This window comes from Methylobacterium sp. NEAU K (genome assembly GCF_030700285.1).
In the GTDB taxonomy this organism is placed as follows: Bacteria; Pseudomonadota; Alphaproteobacteria; order Rhizobiales; family Beijerinckiaceae; genus Methylobacterium.
In genome coordinates this window covers 36,286-59,268 of record NZ_JAUYZJ010000022.1, presented here as the reverse complement: position 1 = coordinate 59,268, position 22,983 = coordinate 36,286, and the positions used below count along the sequence as shown (strand labels likewise).

Below are 22,983 nucleotides of genomic sequence, written 5' to 3'. Positions count from 1 at the left end.
CGCTTCGACGTGCTAACGCCCCGGGATGCCCCGCTGGCTCTTCCTCATCCTGGTCACCGCCCTCGCCCTCTCGGTGGTGGGCGGCGTGCTCATCGTCCTGCGCAGCCCGAAGAGTACGCCGCCGCCCGAAGCCGCGGGCACCGTGAGCGCCCCCGCGCCCGCCCCTAGGCCGGGGGGAGGCAACCCGTAGGGTCAGGCGGCAACGCCGGTCCCCACGGGGCAGCTGACGCCGGTGCCGCCCAGTCCGCAATAGCCCGCCGGGTTCTTGGCGAGGTATTGCTGGTGGTAGGCCTCCGCGAAGTAGAAGTGCTCCAGCGGCTTGATCTCGGTGGTGATGTCCGGGAAGCCGCGCGCGCGCAACGCCTCAGCATAGGCCGCGCGCACCGCCCGGGCGGTCGCCTCCTGCTCGGGACCGCTCGTGTAGATCCCCGAGCGGTACTGCGTGCCGACGTCGTTGCCCTGGCGCATGCCCTGGGTCGGGTCGTGGCTCTCGAAGAAGGTCCTCAGCAAGGCCTCCAGCGGCAGAACGGCGGGATCGAAGGCCACCAGCACCACCTCGTTGTGGCCGGTCTGGCCGGTGCAGACCTCCTCGTAGGTCGGGTTCGGGGTATGGCCCCCGGCATAGCCCACCGCCGTGACGAACACGCCCTCCGGCAGCTGCCAGAACCGGCGCTCCGCCCCCCAGAAGCAGCCCAGTCCGAGCACCACGGTCTCGGTCCCCGGGGGATAGGGCCCCTTCAGGGGGTTGCCGTTGACGAAGTGCGTCTCGGCGGTCGGGAGCGGCGTCGGGCGCCCCGGCAGGGCTTCGGAGGGAGTCGGCATCTCGGGGCGCTTGCGGAACAGGAACATCGTGTCTCGCCTTCCGGTCTCTGGGCTCGCGACGGATATGGGAACCGGACGGCCGCCGAGAAAGCTTCCGGCAGCGGTCAGACCGTTCAAGCCGCAGTGAAAAGCCCCGTACGCGCGGCGAAAGCTTGATGCGGGGCTGGACCGCACGCGCAGTTTCCGGCTTGTACCTGCACAGGGCCGCGGCCTGGGTGTCGCGGGGTGAAGGGCTGAGCCGGATGGATACGGGCTGGACTGCCACGAGCCATGTGCTGGACAATCTGAAGGCGGAATCGAACCGGGGCGATCCGTTCGCCGCGGCCGTGCGCGCGACGCGGATGCCGATGATCATCACCGACCCGCGCCAGTTCGACAACCCGATCGTCTTCGCGAACGACGCCTTCCTGAAGCTCACAGGCTACACGCGCCTGGAGGTGACCGGCCGCAACTGCCGCTTCCTCCAGGGGCCGGATACGGACTCGGCCGCCGTCGACCGCCTCCGCGAGGCGGTCCGGCAAGAGGTCGACATCAGGATCGATCTCCTCAACTACCGCAAGGACGGCTCGACCTTCCACAACGCCCTCTTCGTCGGGCCGGTGCGGGATGCGGAAGGCAAGATCGTCTACTTCTTCGCGTCGCAGCTCGACGTCAGCGAGCACTACGCGCTGCGGGCCGAGATCGCGCGGCTGAACGGCGCACTGGCCGAAGCCAAGGCCCAGCGCGCGGACCGGTAGCGCCGGACCTTTGGCCGCGGCGGCGAAGCCTGGGATCCCGCGCCTTCAGGGCTTCGTCAGAAAGCCGATCGGCTCCCGGCCCGGCTGGCCGAGCCAGAGCAGCACCGCGCCGAGACCGAGACCGATCAGCGAAGCCGGCGCCAGGGTGAGCGGCAGGCCCAGGATGTGCCAGAGCCAGGGCGCCGCTCCCTCCACGCTGCCCTGCAGGGCGCCGGCCTTGTCCTTGAACAGGGTTGCGATCACGTCCGAGAGCGGCGTCACCCGCAGGCCGTTGTTGGCGATCGAGCGGGCGCCGTCATAGACCAGCGCGACGAAGCCGCCGGCCATCAGCAGGAAGCCCAGGACGCGGGCCAGGAAGCGGAACATCGCGGGGTCTTCTGAGCCATGCCAGAGCGCACCGGAAGGCGCCCGCCCCGGGAGTATGGGTCCGGGCCGCCGGGTGCAAGCGCCGGCACGCATGCGGTTGCCGGTCCCCGGAGCCCGTGCCACAGGAGCGCCCGGCGGCGGCGGGCCGCCGGAGGGACCGGTCGATCTTGGACGCGCGCGCGAAACTCGGCCTCGTGATCTTCGATTGCGACGGCGTCCTGGTCGACAGCGAGCCCCTGAGCCTCGCCTGCCTCACGGCCGGCCTCAACCGCATCGGCGTCGCCATCGACTTCGCGACGGTACGGGCGCGCTTCACCGGCACCTCCATGGTGTCGATCATGGCGCATATCGCGCGCGACTACGGCGTCACGGCGCCCCCGGGCTTCGTGGAGGCGGTCAAGGCGGAGACGCTGGCGCTGTTCGATGCCGAGCTGACGGCGATGCGCGGCGTCACCGAGGCGGTCGCCGCACTGGGCCTGCCGGTCTGCGTGGCGTCGAGCAGCGACCCGGTGCGGCTGCGCCATTCCTTGAGCCTCACCGGGCTCCTGCCACTGTTCGACGACTGCGTCTTCTCATCGGCCCAGGTGGCGCGGGGCAAGCCCTTCCCGGACCTGTTCCTGTTCGCCGCCGACCGCATGGGCGCGGCCCCCGCCGCATGCCTGGTGATCGAGGACAGCGTGCCCGGCGTCACGGCGGCCCGGAGCGCCGGCATGCGGGTCGCCGGCTTCACCGGCGGCGGCCATTGGGACCACGATCCCGCGGGGGCCGACCTCGTGCGCGCCGGCGCCGGCCGGATCTTCTCCGAATTCTCCGACCTCGCCGCGGTGATCGCGGAAGCCTGAACGATCGCGTCTCCCGGGCGGGCGGACGGGACCGACTTTCTGCCAAGCGCGGCCCGAAAATCGGAAGCCCGTTCCGTTGACGGGCCGGCGGCCAACATCCATCTTCGGGACGTCGAAGCGGACGCCCTGGCGCATCGCCTTCGGCCGCGGTGATTTGAGAAGCGTAGCTTGCGCCGCGTCATCAAACGCTAAAGCACTGCGACGGCGCCTGCGCCGCGCGGTCCTTCGGTCTGGAGGACATCCGATGTCGACCCGCCTACGCTCCCTTCGACGGTCGCTCCGTCACGCGCCCTGCCTCCCCGCCGATCGGCGGCGCTGTCGACGCTAGCCGCGCCGACCCTCCGAAGCAGTCACCGCGATCCGGCCCGGCCCTTGCGCCGGCCAAGGGAGTCCTTCGTCCGATGCACAGTCTCCATACAGAGTTAACGCCCGCAGACCACCTCGATCCGGCCCGCTTCGTGCCCGGCGAGCGCCCTTCGGCGGTCCGGACCGAGCCGGCCCGGGTGATCGAGATCGGTGAGGTCACAGCCGGTATCGCCGTGCCCGAGGGACGCGGCGTCCGGTTCTTCTCGTCGTCCCGCGACTTCGACGGCCTCGACGGTACCGTGTTCCGCAACGCCGAGCACGCGGCCCGCGCCGCCCGCGAGCGGGCCAACGTCCGGGCCCGATCGGCCGCCCGGCAGGGTGGGGCCGTCAGGCTCCGCCGCCGCAGCGCCTGAATCGGGCGCGCGGCCGAGGCGCCCGCCGCGGAAGCCGCAGCCGGTTCGGCGGCGGGCGCATCACGACAAGGCGTGAGAGCCGGGCTACCGGCTGCACTCGTCGCGGGTGCGCTTCATCGCCTCCGAGAAGCCGGCGAGCGCGTATTCGTCGCTCGTCGGGTTGCCCCGCAGCGAGGTGGTCTTGATGATCAGCTTCGGATTGCGCGTGCTCATCTCGGAGACCACCCGGGCCTCCTCGGCCGGGTTCTGCAGCCACGCATTCCCGTCCTTCACGACGAGGCCGTATCGGCTGGCGCCGAGGGTCAGGCTCGGGTCGGTGGGCGTGGCGGCGGAGCCCGGCTTGACCTGGGAGGCCGCGGGCTTCGACGGGAAACCCAGCATCACCGCTACCTCGTTCTGCACGTTCTCGCCCTTGCGCACGCTGACGAACAGGTAGGCGGTGTCGCGCTTCAGGGTCTTGGGCGAGCGCGTCTGCGGCTGGGCGATGGCGTAGCAGAGCTTGGCGCGCCCATCGCCGTTCACGAACACGTTCCAGTCGCCGAAGATCGCCACGGGGGTGGCCTGCTGCATCCCCGGAGGCGTCGCCGCCTTCTCGGCCTGCCTCGTCCGCTGCCGGCCGTGCCGGCGGCCGCGCGTCGCCGGCGCGTCACCGGAGGCCGCCTCGGGTGCCGCCTCCTGGGCCAGGGCAACGGTCGCGGACAGGCACGCTCCGCCCACGAGGGCCCCGAAGAGGCCGGTGCCGAGACCGGAGGCGAGCAGGACGAGGGCTCCGACCGGGAGCAGGCGAGGGACGCGGACCATCTTCACTTCCTGACGACGGGCGGCCCCATCTGGGGCCCGACCGGGGATCGGGATTAGTGAAGCCCGCGCAAGAAGTCGGCAAGATGGCGACGCGGATCCGGGACGAAGTCCCGGCGGTTCAGACCGCGCGTGCCTCGGCGGACAGGGCGGCCATCACCGCCGCCGGAACCGAGACGGGATCGGACTCAGCGGCCGTGGAGGCGACCGCGTTCGGCTGGGCCGGCACCGCGCGCGTCCGGGGCGGGTCGTTGTAGGGGGTGTTGTAGCCCTTGCGGACCGCGGACCAGTATGTGTCCCGCGTCAGTCCCGAACCGACCAGAGCAGCATCGATCATGGCCGTGGCCCGTGCCGCGAGGTCGGGTACCTCGTCCGGCTTCAGCCAACTCTCGACAGGCATCATGCGATCTCCGATCCACACGGCCGAGCTTCTAACAGGCCAGACTTAGCCAGATGGTGAACGCGCGGCGCGAAGGAAGGTTGCGATGCACAATTCCGTAGCCTCACGGAGCGAGCCGCACGCGATCCCCAGGACCGGTCCACGGGATCGGGGACGGCTCTCGACCGCTCAGGCGAGCTTCTCGATCCACCCCTGCGCCTGCGCCCGGACGTTCTCCGGCGCGGTGCCGCCGTAGCTGGTACGGCTCGCCACCGAGTTCCCGACCCCCAATACGGCGTAGACCGCGTCGGTGATGCGCGGCTCGGCCTCCTGCATCTCGGCGAGCGACAGCTCTTCGAGCCCGACCCCCTTGGCCGAGGCGGCGCCGACGAGGCGGCCGGTGACATGGTGCGCCTGACGGAACGGCAGGCCGAGCTCGCGCACCAGCCAGTCGGCGAGGTCCGTGGCGGTGGCGTAGCCGGAGCCGGCGGCCCGGGCGAGCACCTCGGCGTTGGGCTCCAGGTCCTTCACCATGCCGGTCATGGCGGCGAGGCACAGGGACAGCGCCTGGAGCGCGTCGAAGGTGCCCTCCTTGTCCTCCTGCATGTCCTTGGAATAGGCGAGCGGCAGGCCCTTCATGACGATGAGCAGGCCGGTGAGCGCACCGATGATCCGGCCGGACTTGGCGCGCACCAGCTCGGCGGCGTCGGGATTGCGCTTCTGAGGCATGATCGACGAGCCGGTGGTGTACCCGTCCGACAGCCTGACGAAGTTGAACTGCGCCGAGGTCCAGACCACCAATTCCTCGGCGAAGCGCGAGAGATGGACCGCGCAGATCGAGGCCGCGGCGAGCGATTCCAGGGCGAAGTCCCGGTCGGCGACCGAATCCAGGGAATTCGCGGTCGGCCGGTCGAAGCCCAGCGCCGCCGCGGTGGCGTGCCGGTCGATCGGGAAGGAGGTGCCGGCGAGCGCGGCGGCGCCGAGGGGGCATTCGTTGAGGCGCGCCCGCGCGTCGCGGAACCGGCCGCGGTCCCGGGCCAGCATCTCGACATAGGCCAGGCAATGGTGGCCGAAGGTGACCGGCTGGGCCGACTGGAGATGGGTGAAGCCCGGCATCACGGTGCCGGCGTGCTTCAGGGCCGCCGCGGCCAGGGCGCGCTGCAGGTCGGCGGCCTGCTGGTCGAGGGAGTCCAGGGTGTCGCGCACCCACAGCTTCATGTCGGTGGCGACCTGGTCGTTGCGCGAACGCGCGGTGTGCAGGCGCCCGGCAGCGGGCCCCACGATCTCGGTCAGGCGGCTCTCGACGGACATGTGGATGTCCTCGAGCTCGCGCTTGAATTCGAACGTACCGGCCTCGATCTCGTCGCGCACGGCCTTGAGCCCGGCCTCGATCGCGGCCACATCCTGCGCCGGCAGGATGCCGGCCTGGCCCAGCATCGCCACATGCGCCAGCGAGCCGCGGATGTCCTGGGGCGCGAGGCGCTTGTCGAATCCGATGGAGGCGTTGATTTCCTCCATGATCTCCGCCGGGCCGCTCGCGAAGCGGCCGCCCCACATCCGGTTGCTCATGTCGATCCTTCCGCGCCCTGAACGTCCCGGCAGGCAAGCCTGATGCCCGGCCGCACGACCATCCTGGCCGGCGCCGGCCTCGCCGCGCTCGCCGCCCTCGGGCTCGCCCTATACGGGAGCGGTCTCCTGCCCGGCAACACGGGCTTGGGGCTCGGGCCCTGCGCCGGCTCCGCGCCGGCGCTCGCCCGGGTCGATACGGCCGCGAAGGGCGAGGTCGCGGCCATGCAGGCACTGCCGCAGGCGCGCCCGGCGCCCGAGATCCGGTTCAAGGGCCCGGACGGGGCCGAGACCGCGCTCGCCGACCTCAAGGGCCGGCTGCTGCTGGTGAATCTCTGGGCGACATGGTGCGCGCCCTGCAAGGCCGAGATGCCGGCGCTCGACCGCCTCCAGGCGCAGCTCGGCGGACCCGATTTCGCCGTGGTGGCGATCAACGTCGACACCCGCAATCTCGACAAGCCGCCGGAATGGCTCAAGCAGGCCGGCATCCGCGCCCTCGCCTCCTATGCCGATCCCGGCGGGCGCGTCCTCCCGATGATCCAGCGCGACACGCAATCGCCCGGCCTGCCGACCACGATGCTGATCGACGCGCGGGGCTGCACCCTCGGGGTGATGAAGGGGCCGGCCGCCTGGTCGAGCCCGGACGGGCTGGCGCTGATCCGCGCGGCCCTGGGGCGGACCTCTTAAGGTCAGGTCCCGGCGGCCGTCCCTTGCCCCCGCTCGCGATGCGCGGCAAGGCCTGCCCGATGAAGCCGCCTCCCGCCCCCGTCCGCGCGCTGCCGAAGCGGATCCGTCGCCCCCTTTCGGCCATCCGCACGATGCTGACCAGCGAGGCGGCGGGCGGTCTGATCCTGATGGCGGCGGCGGCACTGGCGCTGCTGGTGGCCAACGGGCCGTGGGCCGAAGCCTACGCGCACGGGCTCCACGCCGCGCTCGGGCCGATGAGCGTGCAGCATTGGATCAACGACGGCCTGATGGCCGGCTTCTTCCTGCTGGTCGGGCTGGAGATCAAGCGCGAGGCGCTGGACGGGCGGCTGCGCACATGGCCGGACCGGATGCTGCCCGGCTTCGCGGCGCTCGGCGGCATGGCGGCGCCGGCGCTGGTCTACACGCTCTTCAATCTCGGCGCCGGCACCCTGCGCGGCTGGGCGATTCCGACGGCGACCGACATCGCCTTCGCCCTCGGGGTCCTGGCGCTCCTCGGTTCGCGGGCACCCGTCTCCCTGAAGATCTTCCTCAGCGCCGTGGCGATCGTCGACGACCTCGGCGCCGTGGTGGTGATCGCGCTGTTCTACAGTTCCGGGCTGGACGCGTCGATGCTGGCTCTGGCGGCGCTGGCCCTGGCCAGCCTCTACGGCCTCAACCGGGCCGGATTCACGTGGCTTCCGGCCTATCTCCTGCTCGGCCTCGTGCTGTGGGTGCTGGTGCTGCGCTCCGGGATCCACGCGACCGTGGCGGGCGTGCTCCTGGCGCTCACGGTCCCGATCCGGGTCAGCCCCGGCCGGCCCGAGGACGTGTCCTCGCCGCTCCATCGCCTGGAGCACGCCCTGGCGCCCTGGATCACCTACCTCGTCATTCCGGTGTTCGGCTTCGCGAATGCCGGCGTGGACCTGAGCGGCCTGACCGGCGACGCGCTGATCCAGCCGGTGACGCTGGGCATCGCGGCCGGGCTGTTCCTGGGCAAGCAGGCCGGGGTCTTCGCGAGCCTGCGGCTCGCTGTCGCGCTCGGGCTCGGGCAGCGTCCCGCCCGCGCCACCTGGGCGCAGGTCTACGGCGTCGCGGTCCTGTGCGGGATCGGCTTCACGATGAGCCTGTTCATCGGCGGCCTCGCCTTCGCCGACCCGGAACACGAGACCGCCGTGAAGCTCGGGGTGCTGGCAGGCTCCGCCCTGTCGGGGCTGGCTGGCGCGGCGATCCTTCTCATCGCGCGGCGCCCGAGCGCCGGATAGGCCTCGCCGGGATCCGTTGCGCGCGAAAATGCGCTACCCCGCATCGCCATGCGCTTCTATCTCGGCCTCGCCACGACCTTCCACGACCCGGCCCTCGCCCTGGTCGGACCCGACGGCAGCCTGCTGTTCGCCGAGGCCGCGGAGCGCTTCCTCCAGTACAAGCGCGCCCCGAACTGCGAGCCGGACGCCCCGGCCCGAATGGCCTCCGTGCTCCGGGACTACGTCCCGCGCGGTTCGGAGATCGTCGTCGCCTCGACCTGGGGGCCTCAGTTCACCGACTTCCTGCGCGGACAGGCCGGGGCCGGAACCTTCGACCTGATGGCCCTGGCCGCCCATGGCACGGCGCTCAACCGCTCCTTCGTGCCCGAGCAGGCCGAACGGGTATTCATCGCCGACCTCCACGCCGCGCAGGAGCGGGCCGGCCACGGCACCCTGCTCGCACTCAACCACGAGGCGCGGAGCACCGGCGCGGCACCGCGTGCGACGATCGCCGGCCAGCGGCGCTATCCGCACCACCTCTGCCACGCCGCCTACGGGCTCTGGGGCAGCCCGTTCGAGGAGGGCACCGCCCTGGTGGTCGACGGCATGGGCGAGACCGGCGCGGCGGCGATCTACCGGCTGCAGGACGGCCGGATCACGGAACTCCGCCGCCACCGCGGGCGCGGCTCGCTGGGATTCCTGTACGGCCTGATCACGGATCTCGCCGGCTTCGACCAGGTGAAGGGCGAGGAGTGGAAGATCATGGGGCTCGCCCCCTATGGCCACCCCGATCCAGACCTCGCCGCCCTGCTGGCCCGGCTCTGCACGGTCGAGGCCGGCCGCCTGCACTTCGCCGAGGCGGAGACGATCCAGGCCGTAGCCGCGGAGATCCGCACGCGCCGCCCGGCGGATGCCCAGGAGAACGGCTGGGCCGACCTCGCCCGCTGCGGCCAGGACTTCTTTTGTACGTTGATGGACGTGCTGCTGGCGGAAGCCGCCGCGCTCTCGCCCTCCGCGAACCTCGTCCTGTGCGGCGGGTGCGGGCTCAATTCTTCCTATAACGGTCGAGCGCTCGGCCGTTCCGGGTTCGCCCGGCTGCACGTCCCCTCGGCGCCGGCCGACGACGGCAATGCGGTGGGGGCCGCCTGGCTCGCCTACGCGGAGGACAACCCCGGCTGGGCCGGCCCGCCCGCCGAGACGCGCCCGCTCACGCCCTATCTCGGCTCCCGGGTCTCGACCGCCCCGATGGAGCGGCTGGCCGAGCAGGAACCGCGGGCGAAGCGCCTCGGTCATGAGGCGGCGACCCGGGCGGCGGCGCGGATCCTGGCCGAGGGCGGCCTCGTCGGCTGGGTGCAGGGCCGGGCCGAGTTCGGGCCCCGGGCGCTGGGCAACCGCTCGATCCTGGCCGACCCGCGGCCGGCCGGCGCCAAGGACGCGCTCAACGCCAAGGTGAAGTACCGCGAGGGCTTCCGGCCCTTCGCGCCGTCGATCCTCGCCGAAGCCGGGCCGGACTGGTTCGAGGATTACGCGGACAGCCCCTATATGGAGCGCACGCTGGTCTGGCGCGAGGCGGTCCGCGATCGCGTGCCGGCGGTGGTCCACCAGGACGGGACCGGCCGGCTCCAGAGCGTCACGCCGGAGCGCAACCCGGCCTACGCAGCCCTGATCGGCGCCTTCGCGGAGATCACCGGCGTTCCGATCCTGCTCAACACCAGCTTCAACGTGATGGGCAAGCCGATCCTGCACGGCGCGGAGGACGCGATCCTGATGTTCTACACCACCGGCCTCGACGCCCTGGTGGTCGAGGATTGGCTGGTGGTGAAATGAGAGACGCCGCGCCCCCGGGGGACGCGGCGCCGGATCCTGTCCGCGCGGCCCCGGCGGCAGCGCCGCTGAGGCCGTTCCCGAACAATTACTCGCAGACCTCGACCCGGCGGTAGGTGAACTCGCCGTCACCGAGCCATTCCTTGCGGCGCTCGTAATGGCAGATCGGGCCGCGGCGCTCGCGCACCACCACGGTCTCGGGCTCCTCGACCAGGACGCGGCGCGGGCGGTACTCCGGCGGCGGGGGCGGCGGGTTCGCGCCGTTGACGAGGGCGCTCCCGACCACGCCGCCGACCACGCCGGCCGCCAGGCCGCCGACGATCGCCCCAGTCTGGTCGCGGGCGGAGACCGGGGCGGCGGCCCCGACCACCAGGGTCGCGGCGAGGGCGGCGGCCCCGGCGCGGATCATCGTGAAGGAACCGTTCGTGGCCACGCGCAACATCTCCCGTTCGTGTTGACGAGGATCCAACACCGGGAGAATTAAAAAACTCCGAAGCGGCGCAATTCGATCGTGGGCCGGGTATATCGTCGGGACGGCGTTCGGGCGGAGGCAGGGGCGGACGCGGGCCCGCCCCTGCCCCCTTGCCGGAAGTTTCCTATTTCGCCTTGTCGGCGATGCCCTTCAGGCCGGCATCGTAAACGCCCGCGATCGCCTCCTGCGCCTTGGCGTCGGGTGCACCCTTGGCCTTGAACGTACCCTTCCAGGTCACCTTGGAACCGCTGCCGGCCTTCGCGACCATGATCGTCGAGTGGTAGTCGGTGACGGGCAGCGGGCCTTCCAGGATCGTGTAGGTGTAGTCCATCTTCTTGTCGTCGCGGGACTCTTCCTCCTCGACGATCGTCCCGCCGCCCTTCAGGCTCAGCGTGCGGATCTCCTTGCCGCCCTTCTTGGACAGGGCGCATTTCTCGATGACCGGATGCCAGTCACCGATCCCGCAGAAACCGCCGATGGTCTTCCACACCGCATCGGGTGACGCGGCAACGTCGACCGACTTGGTGACTTCGAGGGCAAAGGCCGGTCCAGCCACGGCGACGCTGAACGCGGCAGCCGCCAATAACACGCACTTCATGAGACGCTCCCTGGCGCTCGACGCTCAATTTTCAGGCGTACGAGTCCGGGACGAACCACCAGTGCAGGTTGCACGTTGCAACCCCGACTTTAGTCCAAGCTCCGGCGTCGCATTCAGGGAATCAGACTGTCGTGGCCCGATCGGGGCGGCTGCGCGCCGGGTCCCCGGCACATCCGATGGACGCGGCTCCCGCGCACCGAAGCGGGTCTCAGATCAGCCCGTCCAGGGATTCGATGACGGCCGTTGGAGCCAGGTCCGCGTACTCGTCCGGGAGACCCTTGCGGTTCACCCAGGCGGTGCGGAAGCCGAAGGCGCAGGCCCCCGCGACGTCCCAGCGGTTCGAGGAGCAGAACAGCACGTTCGCCTCCCCGACCGCGAGCCGGGTCAGCGCAATCCGGTAGGCGTCGGGATGGGTCTTGAACACCTGCGCGTCATCCATGGAGAGCACCGCGTCCAGATGGTCGGCGAGACCCGCCGACGCGACGGCGCGGTCGACCATCGCGGCGTTGCCGTTCGTGAGGACGGCGGTGCGGATGCCGCGCTTGCGCAGGACCGCCAGCACGCCCGGCACCTCTGGATAGGCATCGAGGTCGCGATAGGCGTCGAGCAGCCTTTCCCGCAGTCCCGGATCCACACCCGGATGGATGGCCAGGGCATGGTCGAGGGCCCGCACGGTGAGGTCCCAGAAGGCGGCGTAGCGACCCATCAAGGACAGCGTCCAGCTGTATTCGAGCTGCTTGTTGCGCCAGACCTCGGAGAGGTGGCCGGCATCCGGCCCGACCACGTCGGCGTAGCGCTGGACCGCGGCGTTCACGTCGAACAGCGTGCCGTAGGCGTCGAACACCGCGGCCTTCACGCCCGCGAGCAGGTCCTTGGCATCGGTCATGGCGTTCCTCACTGGCCCTCTCGGGCGATCTGGGGCTCGCAGACGCGGCGGCGAGCCCGGCTTGATCGACGATACGGTGTTTCTCAGGCCCGGCGCAGGCGCAGGCCGAACAGGTGCAGGAGTCCTGCCAGCAGGCCGCCATAGACGGCGGCCCCGGCGAGGCCGAGGAGCGCCAGGACGACGATCTCGCGCCCGTGCGGCAGGGCCGGCACCAGCGCCTCGGCGAGCGTCTGGCCGTAGACGGCGACGCCCGCCAGCGCGATGCAGGCGAACCCCACCCCCGCCACCGTGAGGCCGAGGGTGCGGCCCGGCGCCGTCCAGCCGCGGCGCTTGGCGAGGGCGACGAGCAGCAGCAGGTTGACCCACTGGCTGACCGCGGTGGCGAGCGCCAGCCCCGTGACACCGTAGGGCCCGGTGAGCCAGAGCTTCAGGGCGACGTTGACCAGGATCGCCGTGAGCGAGGCCCAGAGCGGGGTCTTGGTGTCCTGGCGGGCGTAGAAGCTCGCCACCGCGCTGCGCACCAGCACGACGGCGGGCAGCGCGAACCCGTAGGCCGCCAGCACCGAGGCGGCCCGGGAGGCCTCTTCCGCGCTGAAGGCGCCGCGCTGGAACAGGGCCGCCATGATCAGCCCCGGGATGGTCAGGAACGCCACCGTGAACGGCGCCGACAGCGCCAGCGAGAAGCCCGCCGCCCGGTTCTGCGCCGCATGCGCCCCGGCGACGTCGCCCGCCACGATCCGCCGGCTCATTTCCGGCAGGAGCACGGTGCCGGCCGCGATGGCGATCACCCCGAACGGGAGCTGATAGAGCCGGTCGGCATAATACAGGGCCGAAACAGCGCCGGTGGGCAGCCAGCTCGCGATGATCGTGTCGGCGAAGGCCGCGATCTGGAACCCGGCCGACCCGATCACCGCGGGGCCGAGCACCGCGAAGAACCGATTCAGCGCCGGGTCGGGGCGCGGCACGGCGAGGTCCGGCATCACGCCAGCCCGGCGGCAGCCCCACCACAGCAGGCCGAACTGGAGCACGCCCGAGACGGCGACGCCCCAGGCGGCCGCGTAGGCCGCATTCGGGAACAGGAAGCTCAGCCCCAGCGCCGCCAGCATCGCGAGGTTGAGCAGGACCGGCGCCCCGGCCGCCACGGCGAACAGCCGGTGGGCGTTGAGGATGCCCGACAGCAGCGTCACCAGCGTCATGAACAGCAGGTACGGGAAGGTGATGCGGGTCAGCGCCACCGCGAGCCGGAAGCGCTCGCCGTCCTCCGCGAAGCCCGGCGCCAGGGCGTGCACGACCCAGGGCATCGCCGGCAGGGCGAGGTTCAGCAGCACGAGCTGCACGATCAGCATCAGGGTGAAGACGCGGTCGGCGAATCGGTGAGCCGCCTCGGGCGGGCCGGCCTCCGCGAGCCCGGCATAGGCGGGCACGAAGGCCGTGTTGAACGCGCCCTCGCCGAAGATCGCGCGGAAATGGTTCGGCAGCCGGAACGCGACCACGAAGGCATCGGCCATCGGCCCCGCGCCGATCACGGCGGCCATGACCACGTCGCGGGCGAAGCCGGTGACGCGCGAGACCAGGGTCCAGCCGCCGACCGAGAGGATGGAGCGGATCATGGACACGCCCGCTGCGCGTCCAATCCCTCGCCCCGCCGGGGGGGAAGGGCGCGCTGCAGGATCATGGCGTCGGGGGAATGGGATGGAATGGCGGCGTGCCCTGCTGGCCCCGGGTGAGCCCGGGGTCCGCATCAAGAGCCGCTTTTCGCAGGCATCTCAAGGGCGCCGCGGACACGATGGGCCCGCGACGCCGGCTCATGACCGGATCAGGCGGACGCCTCGCCGTACATCTTCTCCACGTGCTCCCAGTTCACGAGGTTCTCGATGAACGCCTTGAGGTAGTCGGGCCGGCGGTTGCGATAGTCGATGTAGTAGGAGTGCTCCCACACGTCGACGCCCAGGATCGGCTTGGCGCCGTGGACCAGCGGGTTCTCGCCGTTGGGGGTCTTCATGATCGCGAGCTTGCCGTCCTTGACGGCGAGCCACGCCCAGCCCGAGCCGAACTGGCCGACGCCCGCCTGGATGAAGTCCGCCTTGAACTTCTCGGCGCCGCCGAGATCCTCGTCGATCTTCTTGGCCAGCACGCCCGGAATGGCGCCGCCGCCATTGGGCTTCATCCACTGCCAGAAATGGATGTGGTTGTAGTGCTGGCCGGCGTTGTTGAAGAGCGGCTGATTCGTGTTGTAGGCGGCCTTGACGATCTCCTCGACGCTCTTGCCCTGGAGATCCGTGCCTTCGAGCAGCTTGTTGCCGGTATCGACATAGGCCTTGTGGTGCTTGTCGTGGTGGAACTCGAGAGTTTCCTTCGACATGTACGGCCCGAGCGCGTCGTAGGCGTAGGGCAGTTCCGGCAGGGTGAAGGTCATCGCGTCTGTCTCCGCTTAGCCGTGGGCGGCCTCGTCCCCCGCGGGGGCTCCCGGGTCAACCGCCCGCTAGGTAAGTCGGTGCCCGCGGGAGGGCAACGCCGTTCCGGACAAGCGGGGTGCGAAGTTGCGGGCAACGGCCCGGTTGATGCGCGCCCGCACGGCGAAACCGGCGCCACGCCGCGCAAGCGCGACGACAACTAAATTGAACCTGTATCCCGGACAATCTCACTGCCGGGTTTTGCAATATGGCGGCAAGGCCTTACTGTGCGGTTCGCGTTGAGCGTCGGCGGCTAGCCGGCCCGTGTCTAGAGAGTATCATGATCGCTGCGCTGTTCGCGCTCGCCGCCGCCATGGCCATCGGGGGCTGCGCCGCCGTGATCCAGGGCTTTCCCTACGTGCGTCTGGAGAGCGGGCTCGCGATGGTGATCGCGGGTTCGGTGGCGGCCTCCTCGGGCGCGGTTCTGTTCGGGATCGGCGTGCTCGCCCTCGTGTTCCGGCGGGTCGAGCGGGCGATCGAGACTGTCCCGGCCTTCGGGGCGTCCGGATCCGTGCCCGCCGAGGGTCGATCGCGGCTGCCGTCGGCTCTGCCCGCCGCCCCCGCCTTCATCGTGCCGCCGGTCGTCGAGCCGCCCTTCGATCCCGAGCGCCCGCGGATCGAGCCCGGCCCGGACCGCCGGGAGGCCACGCCGGTCGAGGCGCCGAAGGCGGCCGATGCGCGGAAGCCCGCCTTGGCCGAGGCGGACCTGCCGATCCCGCCCCCGACAGCCGCGCCGGAGCCGCCCCCCCGGCCAACGCCGGAGGTGGCCCCCGCAGCCGGGCCTGCGCCCGAGGACGACCTGTTCGCCGCGCCCGAAACGCCGCCGGAGACCAAGGAGGAGGCGCCGTCCCTGCGCCCGAGCCTCGACGCGGCGCCGGAGCCCGAGTCCGCCCCGAATCCGGTCGCGCGGACCGTGGTCGGGCGCTACGCGTCAGGCGGCAACACCTACGTGATGTTCGAGGACGGCTCGATCGAGGCCGACACGCCGCAGGGCCGGTTCACCTTCGAGTCGCTCGACGAGCTGAAGGCCTTCGTCGACGGTGGCGGCGAAGCCGGGAACCGGGGTGCGGCCTGAGCGATTCGATGCCCGATCCGCTGGATCCGCGAATCACACGAGCGGGTTGAGGCTGTCGTTGCGCGGCGGGATCGGGGCGCGCATCGTCAGGGAGAAGCCGCCGGGGTCGTAGTCGGTCACCACCTCGGCCTGGACCTGTGTGATGAGCACCCGCTGAAGCAGGCGCGACCCGAAGCCCTGCCGGCTCGGCGGCCGGACCGGCGGCCCTCCCGTCTCCCGCCAGGAGAAGCGCAGCATCGGGGCCGGCCCGCCGGGCTCCAACGACCACGTCACCGCGACCCGCCCGGTGCGGTTCGAGAGCGCTCCGTACTTGGCGGCGTTGGTGGTGAGCTCGTGGATCGCCATGCCGATCGGCACCGCGATCTCGGACGGAAGATCGATCGCCGGACCGTCGAGGCTGATGCGCCCGTCGGCCCCGCCCTGCACCGAGACCTCGGCGTAGGGCCGCAGCTCGCTGCGCAGCAGGTTCGAGAGCGAGGCCGTCTGCCACGTATCCTCGGTGAGCACCGCGTGGGTGTGGGCCAGCGATTTGATCCGCCCGACGAACGCCTCGTAGAAGCTCTCGATGCTGGAGGCCGTGCGCGCCGTGGAGCCCACGATGGCCTGCACGGTGGCCAGGGTGTTCTTCACCCGGTGGTGCAGCTCCCGGATCAGCAGGCTCTGCCGCTCCTCGGCGAGCCGCCGGTCGGTCACGTCGGCCACGACGCCGATCAGGCGCCGGGGCAGCCGGCCGGGGGCGTCGCGCTCGAAGCGGCCCGCCATGTCGATGGTCCGCCACGCCCCGTCGGACTTGCGCCGGATCCGGCCGCCGATGTGCAGGATCCCGTCCTCCCGCAAGGCCTTCGAGATCGCCTGTCGGACGGCGGCGCGGTCGTCCGGGTGGAGGATGCCGTTGAGGAACTCGTTCTTGCCGATGGTGCCGTCCTCGGGCATGTGCCCGAAGATCTCGTACATGTGCTCGTTCTCCCAGATCGCCTGGTCCTCGAGCATGTGCCATTCGAAGATGCCGAGCTTGGCGATCGTGGTCGCGACTCGCAGGCGCTGGTCGCGCGCCAGGATCTCGTCCCGGGCCTCGACCCGGGTAGTGATATCCTGGATGACGCCGACCATGCTCACGGGCTCGCCGCCCGGCCCCGGCACGCCCTGCCCCCGGACCCGAAGGATCACCGTGCGCCCGGCCACCGTGACGGGAGTGTCGAAATGATACGGCTCACCGGTGCGCCCCGCCCTGGCGACGATCGCGCTCAGGCGCGCGAGCTCGTGATCGGACAGGCTGGTCTTGAGTTCATCCCACGGCACGAAGCGGCCGGGCGGCCGCCCCAGGATCCGGGCGGCGCGGCGCGACAGGGTGAGGAGGCCCGTCGCCCGCTCCCAGCGCCACTCGCCGAGGCCGGCGGTCGCCAGCGCCTCGCGGTTCGCCTCGGAATGGGCGGCCGCGTCCACGTCCACCGCCTCGACCACCAGGGTGCGCCCGGAGCGACGCACCCGCACGTCGAGGGTGCTCCCGTCCGCGCGGCGCCAAACCTGGATACCGTCGCCGAGGCCTTCGGGCCGGCCGTCGAGGAGTTCGGCGGTCGCACGTCCGGGAAGCACGTCCGGCGGCCAGCCGAGCAAGTCGTGCAGAACCCGGTTGGCGGCGACGATGGACGTCTCGTCCGCCGACAGCACGACGAGGCCGATCGCGGCCTCGTCGAAGCCGGCGCGATACGGGTCGTCCGTCGCCAGGCGCTGAGCCACCCTCTCGTCCACTCGGAAAAATCCTCGAACGCGCTGCCGCGCGCTTCCGCACGAGATAGCAACCCTACCGCCGAGATCCGGGCCCCGACGGAAACCCAGGATGGCGTCCGAGCGTGACCGGGGCAAGGCGTTCCGCAGGAATGCGGCGACCGGTCCGTCCCGCGCTCAGCGCGGCAACCGCGCGAATTCCAGATAGGTCGGGCGCCGTCCGGCGGCCAGCGCCTTGGCCTCATAGCGGGTGCCGGGCCAGTCCGCGAAGGGCTGCGTCCAGTCGCGCGCGGCCGCCGCCGTCCAGGTCAGGACCGGGCAGCGGGCGGCCCGGACCAGGGTCCAGCCGGCATAATCGTCGATGTCGCTCGCGAAGCGGAACAGGCCGCCATCCTTCAGCACCCGGCCGATCTCGGCCAGCGAGGCGTCCGAGACGAAGCGGCGCTTGCGCTGGCGCCGCTTGGGCCACGGGTCGGGATAGAGCAGGTAGACCCGGTCCAGGCAGGCATCCGGCAGGCGCGACAGCAGGGCGGTCACGTCCTCGTCGCGGATGCGGATGTTGCGCAGCGACCGCTCTTCGACCGCGGCGAGCAGCTTGACCACGCCGTTGACGAAGGGCTCGGCCCCGATGAAGCCGATACCGGGATGTGCCTCGGCCTGGGCGGCAAGGTGCTCGCCGCCGCCGAAGCCGATCTCCATCCAGACGGCCTCCGGGACTTCGAGGCTCGGGAACAGCGTGCGCGGATCCAGGGGTCGGTCGTCCGGCGGCAGGTCGATCCGCAGGGCCGGCAGCAATTCGGCGCGCCGCCGCTCCTGCAGGCCGCGCAGCCGCTTTCCCTTGCGCCGCCCGAAGAAGGCGCGCTCGGGCTCCTCGGCCTCGCGACCGGGAGGTCCGCTCAGTTCAGACATGGGCACGGCATGAGATCGGCCATCAACGCGTCATCCTGGGCCGCGGCAGGCGAGCCCGGTCCGGGGCGGCCGACCCCCAGCGCAGGCGGGAGGACGCCCTGCGGCTGCGGACGCCCGGGCCCGCCACGCAGGCCCGGGGTGACGATGGGTTGCGCCTTCGCCCTCAGGCCAGGGCCGACTTCAGCTTGCCGGCGAGGTCGGTGCGCTCCCAGGAGAAGCCGCCATCCGCCTCCGGCGCCCGGCCGAAGTGACCGTACGCGGAGGTCCGCGCGTAGATCGGCTTGTTCAGGCCGAGCGCCGTACGGATGCCGCGGGGCGACAGGTCCATGACGTCCATCAGGACCGCCTCGAGCTTGGCCTCGTCGACCTGGCCGGTGCCGTGTAGGTCCACGTAGATCGAGAGCGGCTTCGAGACGCCGATAGCGTAGGCGAGCTGGATCGTCGCGCGGTGGGCGAGGCCGGCCGCGACGACGTTCTTGGCGAGATAGCGCGCCGCATAGGCGGCCGACCGGTCGACCTTGGTCGGATCCTTGCCGGAGAACGCGCCGCCGCCATGGGGGGCCGCGCCGCCGTAGGTGTCGACGATGATCTTGCGGCCGGTGAGGCCGCAATCGCCGTCGGGGCCGCCGATCACGAACTTGCCGGTCGGGTTGACGTGCCAGACGGTGCTCTCGTTGATCCAGCCCTGCGGCAGCGCCGCCCGGATGTAGGGCTCGACGATGGCGCGCACGTCCGCCGAGTCCAGGGACTCGTCGAGGTGCTGGGTCGAGAGCACGATCTGCGTCGCCTCGACGGGGCGGCCGTTCTCGTAGCGGACGGTCACCTGGCTCTTGGCGTCGGGGCCGAGCTTGGCCGCGTCACCCTCGCGCCGCTTCCGGGCGTCGGCGAGGTCCTTCAGGATCTTGTGCGCGTAGAACAGCGGCGCCGGCATCAGCTCCGGGGTCTCGTCGGCGGCATAGCCGAACATGATGCCCTGGTCGCCCGCGCCTTCATCCTTGTTGCCCGCCGCGTCCACGCCCTGCGCGATGTCGGCGGACTGGGCATGCAGGTAGATCGCGACGTCGTTGTTCTTCCAGTGGAAGCCGTCCTGCTCGTAGCCGATGTCCTTCACGGCCGCGCGGGTCAGCTCCTCGAGATCCTTGAAGGTCACCGAATCCGGGCCGCGCACCTCGCCGGCGATGACGACGCGGTTGGTGGTCGTCAGGGTCTCGACCCCGAGCCGCGCCTCCGGCATCGCCGCGATGTAGGCGTCCACCACCGTGTCGGAGATCCGGTCGCTGACCTTGTCGGGATGCCCCTCGGAAACGGACTCACTGGTGAACAGGTAGTTGGAACGCGGCATCGGACGGCCCCCGCTTCACAGGTACGCCGTCGCGATCGCGGCGTTTGACCCTTCATGGGGCCGGGGTTCTCGCACCGGGTCCGGCGACGGTCAAGACGAATCGACGAACGTATCCGCTTTAACGGACGAAACGGGCGGCAAAACGCTCGCCGGCCAAGGGCACCCGGCTTCAGCCGTTGAGCTTGCTGTCGAGCGCCCGGATCGCGGCGGCGACGTCCCGGCGCGCCTCCTCGGAGAAGTTCTCGGTGATGTGGCGGCCCACGATCTCGGCCAGCCCCCTCAGGCCGCCCTCGGCCAGGGAAGGCTGCTCCGGCTCGGCGAAGCCCGGCGCGGTGAAGTCGTCCGTGCGCGGCATGCCCTTGAAGAAGTAATCCATCGGCACCCCGGTCATCCGGGAGAAGATATCGAGATGGACGGCGCTTATCCGGTTGGTGCCCTTCTCGTACTTCTGCAGCTGCGCCGCCGACATCCCGAAGCTTTGCGCGACGCGCCGCTGCGTCAGCGACGCCTTTCGGCGCTGCTCGGCGATGCGTTGCCCGACATAGACGTCGCGCTGATCGGTTTTCTGACCCGCCATGAAGAAACTCGCCCACCCCCTGCCGCGTCTCCGGGCGGCAAAGCTTAACGCCGCCCCGAGTTCTTGTCACCGGCGGGCGACGATCGCGGTGAACGTTTTGCCGGGCCGCCCGGCGAGGCTCCGGCACCCTGGATTCTGGTGTCCCCGGCAGGGCTCGAACCTGCGACCCCAGGTTTCATACCACTTCGGCTTTCGCCGCCGCGGCCCGTGCGGGCCGCGTTCGTGGCCTGGACTATCCCTTCACCGTGGGCAGGGGCTCACGCCCGGCCGTTAGGTGCCGCCCGTCTAGTCTCTACACCTTCCCACGGGACGCGTCGGCGCCGCGCGGGCTTGGCTCGGGATCGGCAGGGCGTCGGACAGTCAAGCGCCGACGCCGGAAGCTTTCCCCGACTTTGAGCGGATCCGCCGCGCGGTTTCCCGATGCGACGCCCAATTGTTACCGTTTAGGAAACCTGTGCTCTGTCCAGCTGAGCTACGGAGACGACCGCCTCTCCCTTAGCATCATCGCCGCGTCAGGCCAACCGCGCGGTGCAAACGGCGCGGTTCCGCGGCATGATCCGCCCGGAGCATTCGATGACCAGGACAGCGGGATCGAAAGGATGGCGCACCCGGGCGGCACGGATCGCTGCGGCCCTGGCGCTGGGGGCGCCCGTCGGTGCCATGCCGGCCCGCGCCGGGCCGGCGGAATGCCGGCCGGGCGCGGCGCGCACCGACCTCCTCGACGGGATCGGGCTGCGCGGCGAGATCCGCCTGGCGTCGGGCGCCCGCGCCATGCTCGATTCCCTGCGGTGGCCGGACGCGCCGGAGGCCGCCGAGGCGGCGCGGGCCTGGCTCGATGCGCGGCGGGGTGACGGCCTCACCGTGATCCCCCGCGGGCAGCCCGACCGCTGGGGCCGGGAGCGGGCCGACATCGAGGTGACGGACAGCGACATCGACCTCGCAGGAGGGCTGATCGGGGCCGGCCTCGCCTTCGCGGACGCCGGCGAGGCCGATTCTCTCTGCCGGCCGGCCCTGCGCACGGTGGAGGAAGCCGCCCGGGCCCAACGGCTCGGCCTCTGGCGCGATCCGGTCCTGGCGGCCACCGACGGGCCCGGGCTCCGGGCGCTGGCGGGGCGCTTCGCCGTGGTGGAGGGCCGCATCCGCCACGTCGGCGAGCGCAGCGCCCGCGCATATCTCGATTTCGCGGCCCGCGGCGGGGACGGGCTCACGGTCACGGTATCGAAACGCACTTGGCGAATGATGCGCGCGCATGGTTTGAGTGCGGCCTCGCTCGAAGGCCGGCGCGTGCGGGTGCGCGGCATCCTGGAGGTCTGGCGCGGCCCGACCCTGGAAGCCGCCGCCGACGCACTCGAGGTCCTGAGCGAGCCGGACCGGCCCGAGGCCGGGCCGGACGGGGAACGGGGGCTGCGGCGCTGATCGCGATGGGCGGGATCACGGAGCGATTTCAGGTGGTGGGGCGGTCCTTGCGTGGCGCGGCGGCCGTTGGCGCGCTCGCGGCGCTTCTGGGCGCCTGCGTGGCCGACCAGACAGCCGGGACCGTCACGCCCGCGGTGGTCCGGGTGCCTGTCGAGGCCCCGCGCACCACCGGCCGTGAGCGCGCGGCGGATGCCGACCACCTCAAGCTCGTGGCCTCCTTCGGGGGCGAGGCGCGCGCGCCCAACGTGATGCGGATGCTCACGGAGGTCACCGACCGGCTCGTGAAGGCGAGCGAGCGTCCGGACCAGACCTACGCGGTGACGCTGCTCGATTCGCCCGTGGTCAACGCCTTCGCGCTGCCGAACGGGCGGCTCTACGTCACCCGCGGCCTGGTGGCGCTGGCCAGCGACACCTCCGAGGTGGCGGCCGTGCTCGCCCACGAGATGGCGCACGTGACGCTCAACCACGCCACGGCCCGGAGCGAGCTGGAGCTGCGCTCGGCGCTGGTCAGCCGGGTCGTGGCGGACGTGCTGAACGATCCCGATACCGGCGCGCAGCTGCAGCACCAGTCGCGCTTCGCCCTGGCCCGCTTCTCCCGCGAGCAGGAGCTGGAGGCGGACGCCACCGGCGTGCGCACCCTCGCCCGGGCCGGCTACGACCCGTTCGCGGCCGGCCGCTTCCTCACCGCGCTGAACCGCTCGACCGCCCTGAAGGCCGGCAGCGGCACCGCGGGCGAACCCGACATGCTGGCGACCCATCCGGGCACCGCGGAGCGCATCACCCTGGTCACCCGGGCGGCGCGCCGGATTGGCGCACCGGGAATCGGGGCCGATGACCGGGCCTCCTATCTCGCGGCCGTGGACGGGCTCGCCTACGGCGACAACCCCCGCGACGGCGCGGTGCGCGGCCGCCGCTTCATCCATCCCGGGCTGGGGATCGCCTTCGATGTCCCGGACGGCTTCACCCTCGAGAACACCCGCTCGGCCGTGCTCGGCACCACTCCGGACGGCAACCGGCGACTGCTGTTCGACCAGATCGACGCGAAGGACGGCCAGCCCCTCGACGCGGTGCTGAAGGCGAGCTGGAACGACCCCCTCGACCCGGCCGGTTTCGAGACCCGCGACCTCGGCGGCCGCCCGGCGGCCTTCGCGCTCTCGCGCGGCAAGGACTGGACCTTCCGGCTCGCGGCGGTCCGGATCGGGGATACGACCTACCGGATGATCATGGCGGCCAAGGGCGCGACCGATCCCGACCCGGCCTTCCGGCCCTGGACGGCGAGCCTGAGCGCGATCGCCCCCGAGGAGGCCGTCCTGCGGCCGCTGCGGCTGCAGGTGGTCCAGGCCAGCTCGGCCAGCGCCGAGGAACTCGCCCGTCGCATGGCGGTGCCGGACAGGCCGCTCGAACGGTTCCTCGTCCTCAACGGCCTCGAGCGGGGCGCCGTGCTGGTGCCGGGCCGCAGCTACAAGGTCGTGGTGGAATAGGCGCCCCGCGCCGCCGCGGCTTGTGCGCGGCCCCATCCCGGAGAACTCTCCGCGGGTCGTTCAGGGAG

24 protein-coding genes are annotated in these 22,983 nt (G+C 71.5%); 10 read left to right on the top strand and 14 right to left on the bottom strand.

Annotation, left to right across the window (positions count from 1 at the left end; translation table 11 throughout):
• The first annotated feature begins 25 nt into the window (after window positions 1–25).
• Window positions 26–190 (top strand): hypothetical protein, encoded by a 165-nt coding sequence (locus tag Q8W67_RS17785; RefSeq protein WP_305547966.1) that lies wholly within the window; start codon window positions 26–28, stop codon window positions 188–190.
• A gap of 2 nt (window positions 191–192) precedes the next feature.
• Here the strand turns inward: Q8W67_RS17785 and msrA are convergent, their stop codons facing one another.
• The gene (msrA, locus tag Q8W67_RS17780) at window positions 193–849 is read right to left on the bottom strand and encodes a peptide-methionine (S)-S-oxide reductase MsrA (protein ID WP_305547964.1); all 657 of its coding nucleotides are present in this window, start codon (window positions 847–849) and stop codon (window positions 193–195) included.
• 128 nt (window positions 850–977) lie between these two features.
• Here msrA and Q8W67_RS17775 point away from each other — a divergent pair, with 128 nt between their 5' ends.
• Entirely contained in the window at window positions 978–1,559 is a 582-nt protein-coding gene (locus Q8W67_RS17775) for a PAS domain-containing protein (RefSeq protein WP_305547962.1), read from the top strand.
• A gap of 45 nt (window positions 1,560–1,604) precedes the next feature.
• Here the strand turns inward: Q8W67_RS17775 and Q8W67_RS17770 are convergent, their stop codons facing one another.
• Window positions 1,605–1,925, bottom strand: coding sequence for a PetM family of cytochrome b6f complex subunit 7 (locus Q8W67_RS17770; RefSeq protein WP_210031819.1), 321 nt, complete (start codon window positions 1,923–1,925; stop codon window positions 1,605–1,607).
• Window positions 1,926–2,092: 167 nt separating this feature from the next.
• Between Q8W67_RS17770 and Q8W67_RS17765 the strand changes: the two genes are divergently transcribed.
• Window positions 2,093–2,767: an HAD family phosphatase gene (locus Q8W67_RS17765; RefSeq protein ID WP_305547957.1), complete on the top strand. Its 675-nt coding sequence runs from the start codon at window positions 2,093–2,095 to the stop codon at window positions 2,765–2,767.
• A gap of 401 nt (window positions 2,768–3,168) precedes the next feature.
• Window positions 3,169–3,486: a hypothetical protein gene (locus tag Q8W67_RS17760; RefSeq protein WP_305547955.1), complete on the top strand. Its 318-nt coding sequence runs from the start codon at window positions 3,169–3,171 to the stop codon at window positions 3,484–3,486.
• Between the two features lie 84 nt (window positions 3,487–3,570).
• On the opposite strand, the gene Q8W67_RS17755 is transcribed toward Q8W67_RS17760, so the two are convergent.
• The 3 genes from Q8W67_RS17755 to argH form a co-directional block, all read right to left on the bottom strand.
• Window positions 3,571–4,287 (bottom strand): invasion associated locus b family protein, encoded by a 717-nt coding sequence (locus Q8W67_RS17755; RefSeq protein ID WP_305547953.1) that lies wholly within the window; start codon window positions 4,285–4,287, stop codon window positions 3,571–3,573.
• Window positions 4,288–4,405: 118 nt separating this feature from the next.
• Window positions 4,406–4,687 carry a hypothetical protein gene (locus Q8W67_RS17750; RefSeq protein WP_305547951.1) on the bottom strand — a complete coding sequence of 94 codons (282 nt, stop codon included), beginning with the start codon at window positions 4,685–4,687 and terminating at the stop codon, window positions 4,406–4,408.
• Window positions 4,688–4,852: 165 nt separating this feature from the next.
• Window positions 4,853–6,232 carry an argininosuccinate lyase gene (argH, locus tag Q8W67_RS17745; RefSeq protein ID WP_305547949.1) on the bottom strand — a complete coding sequence of 460 codons (1,380 nt, stop codon included), beginning with the start codon at window positions 6,230–6,232 and terminating at the stop codon, window positions 4,853–4,855.
• A 42-nt stretch (window positions 6,233–6,274) separates the two neighbouring features.
• Between argH and Q8W67_RS17740 the strand changes: the two genes are divergently transcribed.
• The 3 genes from Q8W67_RS17740 to Q8W67_RS17730 are packed head-to-tail and all read left to right on the top strand — an operon-like array spanning window position 6,275 to window position 9,984.
• Window positions 6,275–6,916: a TlpA disulfide reductase family protein gene (locus tag Q8W67_RS17740; protein WP_305547948.1), complete on the top strand. Its 642-nt coding sequence runs from the start codon at window positions 6,275–6,277 to the stop codon at window positions 6,914–6,916.
• 59 nt (window positions 6,917–6,975) lie between these two features.
• Entirely contained in the window at window positions 6,976–8,178 is a 1,203-nt protein-coding gene (gene nhaA / locus Q8W67_RS17735) for a Na+/H+ antiporter NhaA (protein WP_305548057.1), read from the top strand.
• Between the two features lie 48 nt (window positions 8,179–8,226).
• Window positions 8,227–9,984, top strand: coding sequence for a carbamoyltransferase C-terminal domain-containing protein (locus Q8W67_RS17730; protein WP_305547947.1), 1,758 nt, complete (start codon window positions 8,227–8,229; stop codon window positions 9,982–9,984).
• An 85-nt stretch (window positions 9,985–10,069) separates the two neighbouring features.
• On the opposite strand, the gene Q8W67_RS17725 is transcribed toward Q8W67_RS17730, so the two are convergent.
• From Q8W67_RS17725 to Q8W67_RS17705, 5 genes are all read right to left on the bottom strand, one after another.
• Window positions 10,070–10,423, bottom strand: coding sequence for a hypothetical protein (locus Q8W67_RS17725; RefSeq protein WP_305547944.1), 354 nt, complete (start codon window positions 10,421–10,423; stop codon window positions 10,070–10,072).
• Window positions 10,424–10,577: 154 nt separating this feature from the next.
• Window positions 10,578–11,051 carry an SRPBCC family protein gene (locus Q8W67_RS17720; RefSeq protein ID WP_305547942.1) on the bottom strand — a complete coding sequence of 158 codons (474 nt, stop codon included), beginning with the start codon at window positions 11,049–11,051 and terminating at the stop codon, window positions 10,578–10,580.
• A gap of 208 nt (window positions 11,052–11,259) precedes the next feature.
• Window positions 11,260–11,937 carry a haloacid dehalogenase type II gene (locus Q8W67_RS17715; RefSeq protein ID WP_305547937.1) on the bottom strand — a complete coding sequence of 226 codons (678 nt, stop codon included), beginning with the start codon at window positions 11,935–11,937 and terminating at the stop codon, window positions 11,260–11,262.
• A gap of 83 nt (window positions 11,938–12,020) precedes the next feature.
• Window positions 12,021–13,547 carry a murein biosynthesis integral membrane protein MurJ gene (gene murJ, locus Q8W67_RS17710; protein ID WP_305547935.1) on the bottom strand — a complete coding sequence of 509 codons (1,527 nt, stop codon included), beginning with the start codon at window positions 13,545–13,547 and terminating at the stop codon, window positions 12,021–12,023.
• Between the two features lie 206 nt (window positions 13,548–13,753).
• Entirely contained in the window at window positions 13,754–14,353 is a 600-nt protein-coding gene (locus Q8W67_RS17705; RefSeq protein WP_305547933.1) for a superoxide dismutase, read from the bottom strand.
• 317 nt (window positions 14,354–14,670) lie between these two features.
• Here Q8W67_RS17705 and Q8W67_RS17700 point away from each other — a divergent pair, with 317 nt between their 5' ends.
• Window positions 14,671–15,465 carry a hypothetical protein gene (locus Q8W67_RS17700; RefSeq protein ID WP_305547931.1) on the top strand — a complete coding sequence of 265 codons (795 nt, stop codon included), beginning with the start codon at window positions 14,671–14,673 and terminating at the stop codon, window positions 15,463–15,465.
• Window positions 15,466–15,498: 33 nt separating this feature from the next.
• On the opposite strand, the gene Q8W67_RS17695 is transcribed toward Q8W67_RS17700, so the two are convergent.
• From Q8W67_RS17695 to Q8W67_RS17680, 4 genes are all read right to left on the bottom strand, one after another.
• Window positions 15,499–17,214, bottom strand: coding sequence for a sensor histidine kinase (locus tag Q8W67_RS17695; RefSeq protein ID WP_305547929.1), 1,716 nt, complete (start codon window positions 17,212–17,214; stop codon window positions 15,499–15,501).
• Window positions 17,215–17,367: 153 nt separating this feature from the next.
• Complete coding sequence (locus tag Q8W67_RS17690; RefSeq protein ID WP_305548055.1) at window positions 17,368–18,099, bottom strand: tRNA (guanosine(46)-N(7))-methyltransferase TrmB; 732 nt, start codon at window positions 18,097–18,099, stop codon at window positions 17,368–17,370.
• 163 nt (window positions 18,100–18,262) lie between these two features.
• Entirely contained in the window at window positions 18,263–19,441 is a 1,179-nt protein-coding gene (gene metK / locus Q8W67_RS17685; RefSeq protein WP_305547927.1) for a methionine adenosyltransferase, read from the bottom strand.
• Between the two features lie 169 nt (window positions 19,442–19,610).
• Window positions 19,611–20,018, bottom strand: a complete 408-nt coding sequence (locus tag Q8W67_RS17680) for a helix-turn-helix domain-containing protein (protein ID WP_305547925.1) — start codon at window positions 20,016–20,018, stop codon at window positions 19,611–19,613.
• A 573-nt stretch (window positions 20,019–20,591) separates the two neighbouring features.
• On the opposite strand from Q8W67_RS17680, the gene Q8W67_RS17675 reads away from it, so the two are divergent.
• Entirely contained in the window at window positions 20,592–21,434 is an 843-nt protein-coding gene (locus tag Q8W67_RS17675; protein ID WP_305547923.1) for a thermonuclease family protein, read from the top strand.
• A 5-nt stretch (window positions 21,435–21,439) separates the two neighbouring features.
• Window positions 21,440–22,915, top strand: coding sequence for a M48 family metalloprotease (locus tag Q8W67_RS17670; protein WP_305547921.1), 1,476 nt, complete (start codon window positions 21,440–21,442; stop codon window positions 22,913–22,915).
• Window positions 22,916–22,983 lie beyond the last annotated feature (68 nt).